Origin of the sequence: Rhizobium mongolense subsp. loessense, from assembly GCF_900099775.1 — a bacterium.
GTDB classification, from domain to species: Bacteria; Pseudomonadota; Alphaproteobacteria; order Rhizobiales; family Rhizobiaceae; genus Rhizobium; species Rhizobium loessense.
Window position 1 is genome coordinate 320,892 of the sequence record NZ_FMTM01000003.1, and the last position, 13,331, is coordinate 334,222.

Annotated in this window: 12 protein-coding genes and 1 other RNA gene; 11 read left to right on the top strand and 2 right to left on the bottom strand. The window is 59.9% G+C overall.

The genetic code is table 11. The features are described from left to right. Positions 1-11 precede the first annotated feature (11 nt). Positions 12-647, bottom strand: a complete 636-nt coding sequence (locus BLP23_RS12760) for a LysE family translocator (protein WP_092585216.1) — start codon at positions 645-647, stop codon at positions 12-14. Between the two features lie 58 nt (positions 648-705). Continuing rightward, positions 706-1,917, bottom strand: coding sequence for a pyrophosphate--fructose-6-phosphate 1-phosphotransferase (locus BLP23_RS12765; RefSeq protein ID WP_092585217.1), 1,212 nt, complete (start codon positions 1,915-1,917; stop codon positions 706-708). Positions 1,918-2,293: 376 nt separating this feature from the next. Here BLP23_RS12765 and BLP23_RS12770 point away from each other — a divergent pair, with 376 nt between their 5' ends. The 11 genes from BLP23_RS12770 to BLP23_RS12820 all read left to right on the top strand — a co-directional run bounded on the left by BLP23_RS12770 (position 2,294) and on the right by BLP23_RS12820 (position 13,319). Further along, positions 2,294-3,001 carry a J domain-containing protein gene (locus BLP23_RS12770; RefSeq protein WP_022714356.1) on the top strand — a complete coding sequence of 236 codons (708 nt, stop codon included), beginning with the start codon at positions 2,294-2,296 and terminating at the stop codon, positions 2,999-3,001. Further along, on the top strand, positions 2,998-3,762 hold the full coding sequence (locus BLP23_RS12775; protein WP_092585218.1) for an N-acetylmuramoyl-L-alanine amidase: 765 nt from the start codon (positions 2,998-3,000) through the stop codon (positions 3,760-3,762). Before BLP23_RS12770 ends, BLP23_RS12775 begins: the two co-directional genes overlap by 4 nt. Before the next feature lie 262 nt (positions 3,763-4,024). Continuing rightward, entirely contained in the window at positions 4,025-4,588 is a 564-nt protein-coding gene (locus BLP23_RS12780; RefSeq protein WP_092585219.1) for a lytic transglycosylase domain-containing protein, read from the top strand. Between the two features lie 54 nt (positions 4,589-4,642). Continuing rightward, a complete protein-coding gene (locus tag BLP23_RS12785; RefSeq protein ID WP_092585220.1) occupies positions 4,643-5,818 on the top strand; it encodes an NAD(P)/FAD-dependent oxidoreductase in 1,176 nt (391 codons plus the stop codon). A 56-nt stretch (positions 5,819-5,874) separates the two neighbouring features. Next, positions 5,875-6,272, top strand: an RNA gene (rnpB, locus tag BLP23_RS12790) — RNase P RNA component class A. 416 nt (positions 6,273-6,688) lie between these two features. Then, positions 6,689-7,129 carry a division/cell wall cluster transcriptional repressor MraZ gene (gene mraZ / locus BLP23_RS12795; RefSeq protein WP_028739521.1) on the top strand — a complete coding sequence of 147 codons (441 nt, stop codon included), beginning with the start codon at positions 6,689-6,691 and terminating at the stop codon, positions 7,127-7,129. A 14-nt stretch (positions 7,130-7,143) separates the two neighbouring features. Further along, entirely contained in the window at positions 7,144-8,169 is a 1,026-nt protein-coding gene (gene rsmH, locus BLP23_RS12800; RefSeq protein WP_092585221.1) for a 16S rRNA (cytosine(1402)-N(4))-methyltransferase RsmH, read from the top strand. 1 nt (position 8,170) lies between these two features. Continuing rightward, the gene (gene ftsL, locus BLP23_RS12805; protein ID WP_092585222.1) at positions 8,171-8,611 is read left to right on the top strand and encodes a cell division protein FtsL; all 441 of its coding nucleotides are present in this window, start codon (positions 8,171-8,173) and stop codon (positions 8,609-8,611) included. 2 nt (positions 8,612-8,613) lie between these two features. After that, positions 8,614-10,365, top strand: a complete 1,752-nt coding sequence (locus BLP23_RS12810; RefSeq protein ID WP_092585223.1) for a peptidoglycan D,D-transpeptidase FtsI family protein — start codon at positions 8,614-8,616, stop codon at positions 10,363-10,365. Positions 10,366-10,371: 6 nt separating this feature from the next. Next, positions 10,372-11,889 carry a UDP-N-acetylmuramoyl-L-alanyl-D-glutamate--2,6-diaminopimelate ligase gene (locus BLP23_RS12815; protein WP_208603144.1) on the top strand — a complete coding sequence of 506 codons (1,518 nt, stop codon included), beginning with the start codon at positions 10,372-10,374 and terminating at the stop codon, positions 11,887-11,889. Next, positions 11,886-13,319 (top strand): UDP-N-acetylmuramoylalanyl-D-glutamyl-2,6-diaminopimelate--D-alanyl-D-alanine ligase, encoded by a 1,434-nt coding sequence (locus BLP23_RS12820; protein ID WP_092585225.1) that lies wholly within the window; start codon positions 11,886-11,888, stop codon positions 13,317-13,319. Before BLP23_RS12815 ends, BLP23_RS12820 begins: the two co-directional genes overlap by 4 nt. Positions 13,320-13,331 lie beyond the last annotated feature (12 nt).

Sequence of the window (13,331 nt, forward strand, 5' to 3'; positions counted from 1 at the left end):
CGGCGAAAACGTCAGGCGGCGATGCGGCGATAACCGGCCGTCACGGCGCCTGCAGCGATCAATAACGTCCCGCCGGTGCGGTTGACGGCGCGCTGCACGCTAGCCTTGCGGATGAGGCCGCGTGCGGCATTCGCCAGAAGGGCGTAAGTCGAAGCATTGATCGCTGCGAGAACGAGGAAGGTCAGCTCCATGATAACCATCTGTTCGAAGAAGGGCTGCGCGGGGTTGAGGAATTGCGGAACGAAGGCGACGAAAAAGACGATGCTTTTCGGATTGAGCGCCGTCACGATATAGGCGTGCAGGAAGATCTTCAGCGACTTCTCTTCAGGCAGGTTGTCGTTGTCTGCGACCGGTTCGGTGATGAGCGGCGCGCGCCAAAGCTTGATGCCTAGCCAGATGAGGTAGGCGCCGCCGATCCACTTCAGCACCGTGAAGAGCGTTGCCGATGCGGCCAGAACCGCACCGAGGCCGAAGAGGGAAGCCGTCATCGCTGTGAAATCGCCGAGCGCAACGCCGCTCACCGTCGCCAGCGCCGTCCTTCGTCCATGGCCAAGCGCATAGGACACGACAAGCAGGATGGTCGGCCCCGGAATGGCAAGCATGATGGCGGATGCGGCGGCGAAAGCGAGCCAGGCTTCGAGCGACATGGAATCTCCTCCTAATCCCTAAGAAACAAGCAAAGACACCATATTAGCCCTGCGTCAATCATGCTTCCTGGTATTTTTGTCCGATCGTATCCATCACTTCGGCGAACCATCTGGTCGAAAGATCGAAGGCCTTGCCGCCCTTGATGCGGGGGAACTCGATGGTGCGTAATTTACCGTCTTGTCCTTCGTCATGGCCAGTGACTCCGGAAACCTTGTTGAGGGCGCTTTCGACAGCCAGGTCTACCATGCTGTGGATGAGGCGGAGGTCGTCTCCATTGGCGGGCGCGGAGCGGGCGAAATAGCCGGATTTCTGGACCAGCGAACGCTCGGCATTGACAAGGTTGGCGAACTGCTTCTGGAACCAGCCGCCGACATTGATCGTATCGATTTTCACATGGCCGAAGGCATCACGCTTGATGGTCTCGCCGGCGGCTTCCCGCTCCGCGACGATGGCATCAAGGCAGGCGCCTTCAGAGACGAAGACGGTCGCATGGCCGATCTTGTCCATGATTTCCTTGAGGCGTTCGGCTTCGGCCTGCAGATCAAAAGCCATTTCCGGCAGATAGACGGCATCGATGCTTTTCATGCCTGCATTCATCATCATCCCGTCGACATATTCGTAGTTCTTCGTACGGCTGAGATAGGCCCGGGCGGTCGCCGCCGTCAGCCAGCCGCAGTGGCGGCCCATGACCTCGTGGATGACGAGCGTGCGCGGCGCTGCACTCTGCTCGTTGCTCACATTATCGAAGAAATGCGCACCGACTTCAGCCGCCGTCCAGGCGCCCAGAGACTGGCGGATCGGCACGACGTCGTTGTCGACTGTCTTCGGCAGGCCGACGACGGTAAGATCGTAATTATTGGCTGCGAGATATGCTGCGAGATCGGCAGCAGTCGTGTTGGTGTCGTCGCCGCCGATGGTGTGAAGGATGGTGACGCCGTCATCGGCAAGGCGTTCGGCGGCGACGCGAAGCGGATTCTCACCTTCCTTGACCAGGCCGCGCTTGACGCAATCGGCGGCATTGGTGAGCTTGACGCGGCTATTGCCGATCGGCGAGCCGCCGAAGCGGTGGAGAAGCGGCGCCTTTTGGCGCATTTCCTTGCTGATCTGGATGCTGTCGCCAAGCAGCACGCCCTGATAGCCGGATTTATAGGCAATGAGCTCGGCATCCGGTGCGACGTCGCTGTAGCGCTCGATGAGTCCGCCGACGGCGGAGGAAAGACAGGGAGCCAGGCCTCCGGCGGTTAGCATTGCTACTTTCTGTTTGGCCATTTTTCCCTCCTTGAGTACTTTGTGCCGGTAGTCGCATGCAGCTTACCTAACGCATGGATGCGGCAGGGAAAGAGGCCTGTAAAGCAAAGAATTTACGAAAAATGCAAGGCTGCGGCGGACAGGGCAGGGAAGGTGACAAGAAGGGCGCATCTAATCGTTTCAAGCCCCGATTTGCTTTCTGAGACGTCTGTGGAAAATCTCGAGCAGACGCTGAAGCCTGTCCGAAAGGCGCATAAAGGCGGGCTCTTCCGCCTCATAAGAGGCGCGACAATTACCGAATTGTGAAAAGTGTTTTCAATCCTACGACCAATCGCCGCCTTGCAATGGCTATGATTATTTGATCAAGGTACTTCATATTGCGATGCGAGAAACTTCGATGTCCTTCTGGGAAAAACTGTTGAATGCTGTTGGCAACGCTGCGGGTAACCTGCTCGCGGCGATGGTTGAGGCGATCCGCACGGTTTTCGAGGGTGATCCCGAGACCCGTCGCAAGGTCGCGTTCTCCGTCGCCATCATCGCGCTGTCCGCCAAGATGGCGAAGGCCGACGGGATCGTCAGCGAGAAGGAAGTCCGGGCTTTCCGCGACATTTTCTTCTTTCCGCAGGACCAGGCGAAGAACGTTGCTCGCCTCTACAATCTCGCGCGCCAGGATGTCGCAGGTTACGAGGCCTATGCTGCGAAGCTTTCTTCACTTTGCGTCAGCTGCGCCGCCAATTGCGCTGTTCTGGAAGACGTCCTCGACGGCCTCTTCCACATCGCCAAGGCAGACGGGGCGGTCCATGAGAAGGAGATGAATTTCCTGCGTCATATCGGCCAGATCTTCGAAATGAGCGAAGAACGTTTCGAGCAGATCGCGGCGCGCCATGTTTCGATCGGCCGGGATCCTTACAAGGTCCTCGGCGTTTCGCCTTCCGACGATTTCCCGACGATCCGCCGCCGCTATCACGGCCTTGTCAGCGAGAACCATCCCGACCGGCTGATTTCGCGCGGCGTGCCCAGGGAGTTCCACGCGATCGCCAACGAGCGCATGGCTGCCCTCAACGATGCCTATGCGACGATCGAGAAGGAACGCCGCGCCGCATGACCTCGTTCGAGGCTGACTACCGCAAGGCTTGTTGCGTGCAGCCGTCGCCGAACCATGGCGAGCGGGCGGACGGGCGCAAACCGGATATGATCATCCTTCATTACACGGGCATGCCGACGCCGGAATCTGCGCTCGATTGGCTCTGTCGCGAGGAGAGCGAAGTCTCCTGCCACTATTTCGTGCACGAGAACGGCGATGTCGTTCAACTCGTTGCGGAGGCGCGTCGGGCGTGGCATGCCGGCAAGGGCAGCTGGCACGGCGAGGGGGATATCAACTCCCGATCCATCGGCATCGAAATCGCCAATGCCGGGCATCCGGGCGGCCTGCCGGACTTCCCGAAAGAGCAGATTGCGGCGGTGATCGAATTGTGTCGTGATTGCGGCAAACGTTGGTCGATTGCACCCGAAAGGGTGCTTGCGCACTCGGACGTTGCGCCCATTCGCAAGGTCGATCCGGGCGAGAAATTTCCGTGGGCGGAGCTGCATCACGCAGGGGTAGGACACTGGGTCGATCCGGCGCCGATCACAGGCGGGCGCTTCTTCCAGCGGGGCGACTGCGGCCAACCGGTCGAAGCCCTGCAGTCGATGCTCTCGCTTTATGGTTATGCTACGGAAATCACAGGTGAATTCTCCGAGAAAACGGCGGGCGACGTGGAGGCCTTCCAACGTCATTTCCGCCAGGAGCGCGTCGACGGCATTGCCGACTTTTCGACGATCGACACGCTGCACCGGCTGCTCTCTGCGCTGCCGCGTTATTCATGACGTCTGTGTGACACTCAAGCAACGTTTTTTAGCAAACGACCTTGAATGCTGCACTGCCACATCATTTCCCTATTATCTCCTCATTGCGATGGTCTAACCCCGGTCGCTGAGCGGCGCTCGCGGCTGTTTTTGTGTGTAGCTGCGGGAGTCAAAATGAAACGATAAGAATTGCTGCGGAACGTTGCCATTCCTTGGCACGTGAAACCGGCGGACGGCGAGGCGCGCAGTCCGGTAATTCTTTGGGTCGGAGTAACTAGACTACATGAGACATATGATTATTGGTGCAGCGGCATGCGCAAGCCTGCTGCTGGCAGGGTACGGCTGCGCTTTTGCTGGCGATGCAGGTAATAAAAGCAATGACGGGAACGAGAAAACCCAGACGGTCCTTTTCAAGACCGTCGATCGCCAAAGCGGTTATGCAATGCCGGATTTCACAGCCAATAAGTATTCCGTTCTAATTGCTAAATACGCTGAGCAATATGACGTGCCTGTCGAGCTTGCCCACGCCGTCGTCCGTGTCGAGAGCAATTTCAACCCGAAGGCACGCGGCAGCGCAGGCGAGATTGGCCTCATGCAGATCAAGCCGGCAACGGCGCGCATGATGGGCTATTCGGGAACGAAGAAGGGCCTCTTCGATCCGGAAACGAACATCAAATATGGGATGAAGTATCTGGCGGCTGCCCACGAGCTCGGCGGCGGGCAAACCTGCAATACCATCCTCAAGTACAATGCCGGCCACGGCGCGCGGAAGATGAACCCGATCTCAAAGGCCTATTGCGGCAAAGTGCTCACTCTTATGTCAAGCGCGGCGCAAACCTCGATTTAAGAATATGAATCGCGTCGGCCGCCGTGCTATCTGGACCTCGAAGCGAGGTGAGTTATGGCGGCTGATTTCAAATATATCGTCGTCGGCCGCGGCATGATGGGCGCGGCGGCGGCGAAGCATCTGGCGAGACAGACGGACGGCGTTGCCGTGATCGGTCCAGACGAGCCGGAAAATCGCAAGGCGCATCAGGGTGTTTTCGCCAGCCATTACGACGAGGGCCGCATCACCCGGACCGTCGATCCGGATCGCGACTGGGCCTTGCTCGCCAATCGGTCTATCGCCCGATATGCTGAGATTGAAGCAGAAAGCGGCATCACATTCTACACCGAAGCGGGTTGCGTCTTCGTAGCGCCGGCGCAGAGCGACTATATCGTCAACACGGCAAAAGCTGCTGCATCGCTTGGTGTGGAAACGAGGCTGCTCGACGAGGCGAGCCTCAAAGCGGCGTTTCCTTTCTTCGCCCTGCCGGACGGCTGCGAGAGCGTATTCCAGGTAAAGGGCGCCGGCCATATCAGTCCGCGCAAACTGGTCAAGGCGCAGTCGATCATTGCGGAAAAGGCGGGTGCAACAGTCGTTCGCGACTATGTGACGGCGATCCGCGAGGCGGGCGGGGTTGCTGCTGTCGAGACCTCGGGCGGCAAGGTGTACTCGGCGGAAAAAGTGCTGCTTGCGGCTGGCGGTTTTTCCATTGGCGAGAATCTGTTGCCGCAATCGGTTGATATATCGGTTCATGGGCGGACGGTCACAATGTTCGAGGTGAACGAGGCGCAGGCCGCAGAGTTTGCCGTCATGCCGTCGCTGATTGTCGAAGCGCCGGAGACCGACATCTATCTGCTGCCTCCGATCCGTTATCCTGACGGGAAATACTATCTGAAGATCGGCGGCGATCCCGATGACTACCGCCTTAAGACCGAAAAGGATTTGCGTGCATGGTTCCGAACCGACGGCCGGCCGGCGGTGCGCGACCATCTCATCGCGATTGTCCGCCGTCTTGTTCCGGATCTGCGGCCGCTTTCCGTTTCGACGGCGGCCTGCGCCGTCTCGCATACGAAGAGCCGTTATCCGATGGTCGGCTACACTTCGTCTCCACGGCTTGCGGTGCTAACCGGCTGCGCGGGCACTTCGGCGAAGAGTTCGGACGAAATCGGCCGTCTCGGGGCAGAGCTGTTGTTTAAGGGTGAAATCGGGGATCAGGGCTACGCTACGGATTTCAAACCTTCTTTCCGGTAATGGCATCCGTACATTTCCAGTGGCAATTGGCGGCACTCTCGGCTATTTGAGCCCTGCCAGTTGGCCGGGCAGCCGCGCTTTACCAATGCCGAAAGGCGGTAAGGTGAGGAAAGTCCGGGCTCCACGGAAATACGGTGCCGGATAACGTCCGGCGAGGGCGACCTCAGGGAAAGTGCCACAGAAAGCAAACCGCCTGCGCTTGCGCAGGTAAGGGTGAAAGGGTGGGGTAAGAGCCCACCGCGTCTCCGGCAACGGCGACGGCACGGTAAACCCCACCGGGAGCAAGACCGAATAGGGATGACGTGGCGGGCGAAAGCCCGCCGGCCGGTTTCCAGGTCAGTCATCCGGGTGGGTTGCGTGAGGCAGCGTGCAAACGCTGTCCCAGAGGAATGGCTGCCACGTTCCGGTTTCGGCCGGAGCCATACAGAACCCGGCTTACAGGCCAACTGGCGATTAACCTCTGCGGCGTCGGATTTCGGGGGGCGATCCGTAATCCTCTGATTGTTCGCGATTTTTGCGAAAATTGCGCATGGGCCGTCGTGCGGATTTCTTTTTCTCATCGATGCTTTCTGGGGCGAGCGGAAGTGTCGATCCTAACCCTTTGTTAAACTTAACAGCTTATAAATTTTCGATACTGCGCTCATCGCGAGACGGGCGTTTCCCATTGACGCCCATATGGTCCCATGGTATCCCATAAATGCACTGCACGAGGGCAATCAAACGCCCATCAATCGCAAAGCCAAGGCGTCGTCCTTTCCGGAGGCGCCGGGTGGATTTTCGTTCATCCGGCTGGCGAAGCTGTGTCTGAATTTGAGGGCTTCGGGCATCTGAATTCTGCTCGGGCTCTTTCGGGAACGGATGTTTCGTGTCATGAGCCGCTTCCTTTCGAATGCGACCAACCGGATCGATTCCAAGGGCAGGGTTTCCGTGCCTGCGGCCTTTCGCTCCGTTCTGGCGCAGCGCAACGTCCAGGAGCTCTATTGCTTTCAGGACTTTGTGTTTCCGGCGATCAGCGTCGGCGGCCCGGACCTTCTCGAAAGGTTCGAGCGGCAGATCGCTGCGGAGGATCCGTTTTCGCCGGATGCGAACGAGATGTCGCTTCTTATCCATGGGGGCGGGGTCTTCATGAAGCTCGACGCCGAGGGGCGGCTGATGGTCACGGATTTCATCCGCGACTTTACCGGTATCTCGGACGAGGTGGCCTTCGTCGGTCGGGCGGATCATTTTCAGCTGTGGCAGCCGCAGGCATTCCAGGCGGCGCAGATACAGGCACGAGGGGAGCGCAGGCTGGCGGGCAGGCGTTCCGGATAGAACGAGGGTACGGAATGGCGGCGAATCCTGGCGGAGGTTCAACTGATGCCGGTGGCGGACCGGTTCGCCACATTCCGGTTCTTCTTGCCGAAGTGCTTTCGGCACTTCAGCCGGCCTACGGCAAAATCATTCTCGATGGAACCTTTGGTGCTGGCGGCTACACATCGGCCATTCTCGACGCCGGCGCCGATGTGATTGCGCTGGATCGGGATCCGACGGCAATTGCGGCCGGCCAGGATTTGGTCGCAGCCTCTGGCGGCCGCCTCAAGCTCTCCCATTCGCAGTTTTCCAGCCTGGCCGATCATGCGCCTGAGAGTGGACTCGACGGCGTCGTGCTCGACATCGGTGTTTCCTCGATGCAGATCGATGAGGCTGAGCGCGGTTTCTCCTTCCAGAAGAACGGGCCGCTGGACATGCGCATGTCTGCTTCCGGTGTTTCTGCCGCCGACGTCGTCAATCGTGCAAAGGTCGCCGAACTCATCCGCATCTTCCACTTCCTGGGCGAAGAAGATCAGGCGCCGCGTATCGCGCATGCCATCGAAAAGCGCCGGGCCGAAAAGCCGTTCGAAACGACGCGTGATCTCGCCGGGCTCATCGAGGTCGTGACGCCGCGCAAGATGAAGGACAAGATCCATCCGGCGACCCGCGTTTTCCAGGCGCTTCGCATCTTCGTTAATGACGAGCTTGGCGAACTCGGGCAGGCGCTCTTTGCCGCCGAGCGCGTCTTGAGGCCCGGCGGTCGTCTCGTGGTCGTCACCTTCCATTCGCTGGAAGACCGTATCGTCAAGAAATTCTTCTCCGACCGCGCCGGCAAAGCTTCAGGCTCGCGCCATCTGCCGATCGCCCATGAGCGCGCGGCGACCTTCGAACCAATCGGTAGATCCATGATTGCTGCAGGTAAGGCTGAAGCCGAGGCCAATCCGCGGGCGCGTTCCGCCAAGCTGCGGGCCGGCATGCGTACCAATGCGCCGGCCGAATCTGCGGATATGTCGATCTTCGGATTGCCTAGTCTTGCCAGCCTCGGAAAGCTTGGAGGTTGATATGCTGAGAACATTGGACTTTGTGCTCATTGGCGTCATGACGGCAGCGGCCACCGTGACCTATACAATCAAGCACCGAGCAGAACTGAAGCTCGAAGAGGTTCATCGCCTCGAAGCCGAGATCAAGCTCGAAAAGGATACGATCGATCTGCTCAAGGCCGACTGGGCGCTGCAATCGCAGCCGAACCGGCTGGAGCGTCTGGTGAACACCTATAATGGCGAACTGAAGTTGCAGCCGACGGACTCCACCGCGCTCGTCCATATGCGCGAATTGCCGATGTTGAAATCGCAGGTCCCGGTTCCGGAAATCACCGAGGCGAAGAACGGCCAGAAGCCTGGTGCAAGCGCAGGTACGGCCGTTGCTGCCAAGGCGCAGCCGGTTCCCACTCCGGCGCCGCGGGCGGAAGAAGAGGATCTGATGTCAACGGGATCTGTGGAGTAGCCATGTCGTTTCTCTCTCGCATCATGGTCCTCAAGAGCCAGGCGCATTTCTCCTCCGGCGTCTATAACCGCTTCGGTGGCCCGTCGGGCAGCTTGCCGCTTGAGGGTTCGCGCAAGAAGAAGTCCGGTCAGGCCAAAAGCCGGGTCGGTCTGCTGATCCTCGGGTTCACAGCGCTTTACGGCGTCATCGGTGGCCGCCTGGTCGAATATGGGATGAAGGATCCGGAAGTCGTTTCCAGCATCCTGCCACCGGACCGCCTGATGGCGTCGCGGCCCGACATCCTCGATCGCAACGGCGAAGTGCTGGCGACCGACATCCGCACGGTTTCCCTCTTTGCCGAACCGAACAAGATCGTCGATGCCGATGAGGCGATCGAGAAGCTTGCGACTGTCCTGCCCGATCTCGATGTGAAGGGCACTTACAAGAAGCTCTCGGTCAAGAGTTCGCATTTCGCGTGGCTCCGCCGCCAGCTGACCCCGAAGCAGCAGAGCCAGATTCTGGCGCTCGGCATTCCCGGTATCGGTTTTCGTCCGGAAAAGCGCCGCTTCTACCCGGGTGGTCCAACCGCCTCGCATATTCTCGGTTATGTGAATATCGACAACCGCGGCGTCGCGGGCATGGAAAAATACATCGACGACCAGGGCCTTGCCGACCTGGCATCGGTAGGAATGACCAGCGATCAGCCGCTCGAGCCGGTCAAGCTCTCGATCGACCTGCGCGTCCAGAACATCGTGCGCGACGTCGTGATAAACGCGGTCACCAACTACGAAGCCAAGGGCGCGGGCGCGGTCGTCCTTGATATTCATACCGGCGAAGTGCTCGGCATGGCCTCAGCGCCGGACTTCGACCCCAACAATCCGGAAGAAGGCGCCAAGGAAGGCTGGCTGAACCGCATGTCGAACGGCACGTTCGAAATGGGCTCGACCTTCAAGACCTTCAGTACGGCCATGGCGCTCGACAGCGGCAAGGTCAGCATTAACGACAGCTTCGATGCTAGCCGTCCCATCCGCATCGGCGGTTTTACGATCAACGACTTCCACGGTCAGCGCCGCTGGCTGACAGTGCCGGAAATCTTTGAATACTCGTCGAACATCGGCACCGCGAAGATGATCGATATCGTCGGCATGGACCTGCAGAAGGACTATCTGACGCGCTTTGGGCTGCTGACGAAGATGCGGACGGAGCTGCCCGAAGTGAAGATGCCGAGCCAGCCGAAGGTTTGGAAGAAGATCAACTCGATCACGATCTCGTTCGGCCATGGCGTCTCGACGACACCCCTGCAGACGGCCGTTGCCGGCGCAGCCCTCGTCAATGGCGGTAAGCTCATCGAGCCGACCTTCCTGCCGCGCACCCGGGACCAGGCAGACGAGACGGCCGAGGTCGTCGTCAAGAAGAGCACCAGCGACGAAATCCGCTACCTGTTCAAGCTGAACGGCCTCAAAGGTTCGGGACGCAACGCCGACGTGCCGGGCTTCAACGTTGGCGGCAAGACGGGCACGGCCGACAAGGTCGTCAACGGCCGCTACGCGAATGATTTGAATTTCAACGCTTTCATCGCGGCGTTCCCGATCGATAATCCCCAATATGTCGTGCTGACCTTCTGCGACGAGCCACATAACGGCGAAAAGGGCCAGAACATCGCTGCCTACACGGCTGCGCCGATGGTCAAGAACATCATCCGCCGTGCCGCACCCATCCTCGGTATCGAACCGCAATTTGGCCAAGACGGATCGGCCTTGCTGGTGTCTTATTGAGTGTGAATGAATATCAGCGCCGATTCGCGTGGGGTGGGCGGCGTGAGAGAGAAAAGACATTCGATGAAACTGCGGGACATAGCCGGAAGCGCATTTCCGGAAATCAAGGAGCAACTCGAAGGGCCGGTGGGCGGGCTGGAGATTTCCGGGCTTTCAGCCGATAGCCGCAAGATCGAAGCCGGAATGGCGTTCATTGCGGTGGCCGGCTCGAAGGCCGATGGCGCGCTCTATATCGCCGATGCCGCAAAACATGGCGCGACCCTTGCCGTGTCGGCTCAAGCCGTCGAGGCTCCCATTCCTGTCCTGGCGGTGAAGGAACCGCGTCGCTTTCTCTCCGTCGCCGCATCGCATTTCTACGGCAGGCAACCTCAGACGATGGTTGCCGTAACCGGCACGGCTGGCAAGACCTCCGTCGCTTCCTTCACGCGCCAGATTTGGGCCTATGCCGGACATCCAGCGGCCATGATCGGCACGACGGGCGTCGTTTCGCCGATGCGCAACGAATACGGCTCGCTGACGACGCCCGATCCGGTTTCCCTGCACAAGCTGCTGGCCGATCTCGCTGACGAGGGCGTGACGCACGCTTCGATGGAGGCATCAAGTCACGGTCTCGACCAGTGTCGTCTGGATGGCGTGAAGCTTTCGGCTGCCGCCTTCACCAATCTAGGCCGTGATCACATGGATTATCATCCGACCGTGGAAAGCTATCTGGCCGCCAAGATGCGGCTTTTCGATACGTTGCTGCCGAAGGGTTCGCCTGCCGTCATCTTCGCCGACGATGCCTGGTCCGAGCAAGCGATCAAGGCGGCAAAGGATGCAGGCCACGATGTCCGCACCGTCGGCCGCAAAGGGGATTATCTGGCGCTTAAGCGGGTCGAGCACTTCCGTCACAAGCAGATCGCCGAAGTTCATTGTGGTGATGAGATTTTTGAGGTGGATATTCCGCTCGCCGGCGATTTTCAGGTCGCCAATGGGCTGGTTGCCGCGGCGCTTGCCATGTCTACCGGCGTTCCGGCCAAGATCGCGATGGCCGCTCTTGAAAAGCTGCAGGGCGCCTCGGGGCGTCTCGAACTCGTCGGCCATACAAAGGATGGCGCGCTTGCTTATGTCGATTATGCCCACAAGCCGGATGCGCTGGAAAATGTACTGAATTCCGTGCGTCCCTTTACGACCGGGCGCGTGATCCTGGTCTTCGGTTGCGGCGGCGACCGCGACCGGGGCAAGCGTCCGATCATGGGCGAGATCGCCTGCCGCCTGGCCGATGTGGTGATCGTCACGGACGACAATCCGCGTTCCGAGGAGCCGGCCTCGATCCGATCGGAGATCATGGCTGCGGCGCCGTGCGCCACCGAGATCGGCGACCGTTCGGAGGCGATCTACCAGGCCGTCGGTATGCTGAAATCCGGCGACACACTCATCGTTGCAGGCAAGGGGCATGAAGAAGGGCAGACGATCGGGAGTGTGACGCTGCCGTTCTCGGACCACGCCGAAGTGCGCGAAGCTTTGGAGGAGCTGAAATCGTGAACTGGCTTTGGACCACCGATGATATGATAGCCGCCATGGCGGGCCGCCCGTTCGGCACGCTCCCTGAAGGCATCACCGGCATTTCCATAGACAGCCGCTCGATCGGTACCGGCGAAGCCTTCTTCGCCATCAAGGGCGACAGGGTCGACGGCCATGACTTCGCCTCGATGGCGATGGCGAACGGTGCTGCACTTCTCGTCGTCAGCGAAGCCCGCCTTCCGGGGCTTGGCCGCTTGACCGTTCCGATGATCGTCGTCGATGATGTGCTCGCAGCGCTCGGTCGGCTCGCCGTCGCGTCGCGTCAGCGCTCGAGGGCGCAGATCATAGCGGTGACGGGCTCTGTCGGTAAGACGACGACCAAGGAGATGCTTCGCCACGTGCTTTCGCCGTCCGGAAAGGTGCACGCTTCCGTCGCCTCCTTCAATAACCATTGGGGCGTGCCGCTGACACTGGCACGCATGCCGCTCGACACGCACTTCGGCGTCTTCGAAGTCGGCATGAATCACCCGGGCGAAATCCGGCCGCTGGTGAAGATGATCCGGCCGCATGTCGCCGTCGTCACGACGATCGCTCCCGCGCATCTCGGCAATTTCAAGAGCATCAAGGAAATCGCCGCGGCGAAGGCGGAGGTTTTCGAAGGCTTGGTCCACGGCGGGCATGTGGTGCTCAACCGCGACAGCGACCAGTTCAATTTTCTCGAACGGACGGCGCAGTCGCTCGGCATCGAGAATATCCATTCCTTCGGCCAGCACGCGAAGGCCGAGTTCCGCCTTGCGGAATTCAACGGCTCGGATGAAAGCTCGGCGCTCTGGCTGACGATCGACGGCGATACGTTCGAAGTGGCGCTCGGCGCGCCCGGACGGCATATTGCGGAAAATGCCCTGGCCGCTCTCGGCATCGTCACGCTCGTCAACGCGGACCTCGACAAGGCAATCGCAGCGCTGGCCACGCTGCAGCCCGAAAAGGGCAGGGGCCGCCGCCACAAATTGTCGATCGGAACCGGCAGCTTCACGCTGATCGACGAAAGCTACAACGCCAATCCCGCCTCGATGCGCGCGGCGATCGCGCTGCTTGCCACAGCCGGTCCGGCAGACCGCGGGCGCCGCATCGCCGTGCTCGGCGACATGCTGGAAATGGGCGAATACGCGCAAAAGGTCCATTCTGACCTTTCCGGGCCGCTGCTTGCGGCCGGCATCGAACATGTCTGGCTTGCGGGCAAGGACATGCTGGCCCTGAAGGAATCGCTTCCCGACAGCGTGGAGGTCGAATACCGCGAGAAGACGGAAGAACTCACGGAATATGTATTGAACTCGGTCGCGCCTGGCGACGTGTTGATGGTGAAATCGTCTTTGGGGATAGGCTTCGGCAAGATTGTCGCCGCGATCCTTGACAGGTTTGCGCCATTTGTAGACACGCAACGCGAACTTTGACCGGGTAAACAA

Bases quoted from the DNA above. Each gene is read 5' to 3' on its own strand.
- BLP23_RS12770 (WP_022714356.1), top strand. From the start codon at position 2,294: ATGTCCTTCTGGGAAAAACTGTTGAATGCTGTTGGCAACGCTGCGGGT.
- BLP23_RS12780 (WP_092585219.1), top strand. From the start codon at position 4,025: ATGAGACATATGATTATTGGTGCAGCGGCATGCGCAAGCCTGCTGCTG.
- ftsL (WP_092585222.1), top strand. From the start codon at position 8,171: ATGCTGAGAACATTGGACTTTGTGCTCATTGGCGTCATGACGGCAGCG.
- mraZ (WP_028739521.1), top strand. From the start codon at position 6,689: ATGAGCCGCTTCCTTTCGAATGCGACCAACCGGATCGATTCCAAGGGC.
- BLP23_RS12815 (WP_208603144.1), top strand. From the start codon at position 10,372: ATGAATATCAGCGCCGATTCGCGTGGGGTGGGCGGCGTGAGAGAGAAA.
- BLP23_RS12785 (WP_092585220.1), top strand. From the start codon at position 4,643: ATGGCGGCTGATTTCAAATATATCGTCGTCGGCCGCGGCATGATGGGC.
- rsmH (WP_092585221.1), top strand. From the start codon at position 7,144: ATGGCGGCGAATCCTGGCGGAGGTTCAACTGATGCCGGTGGCGGACCG.
- BLP23_RS12765 (WP_092585217.1), bottom strand. From the start codon at position 1,917: ATGGCCAAACAGAAAGTAGCAATGCTAACCGCCGGAGGCCTGGCTCCC.
- BLP23_RS12810 (WP_092585223.1), top strand. From the start codon at position 8,614: ATGTCGTTTCTCTCTCGCATCATGGTCCTCAAGAGCCAGGCGCATTTC.
- BLP23_RS12760 (WP_092585216.1), bottom strand. From the start codon at position 647: ATGTCGCTCGAAGCCTGGCTCGCTTTCGCCGCCGCATCCGCCATCATG.
- BLP23_RS12775 (WP_092585218.1), top strand. From the start codon at position 2,998: ATGACCTCGTTCGAGGCTGACTACCGCAAGGCTTGTTGCGTGCAGCCG.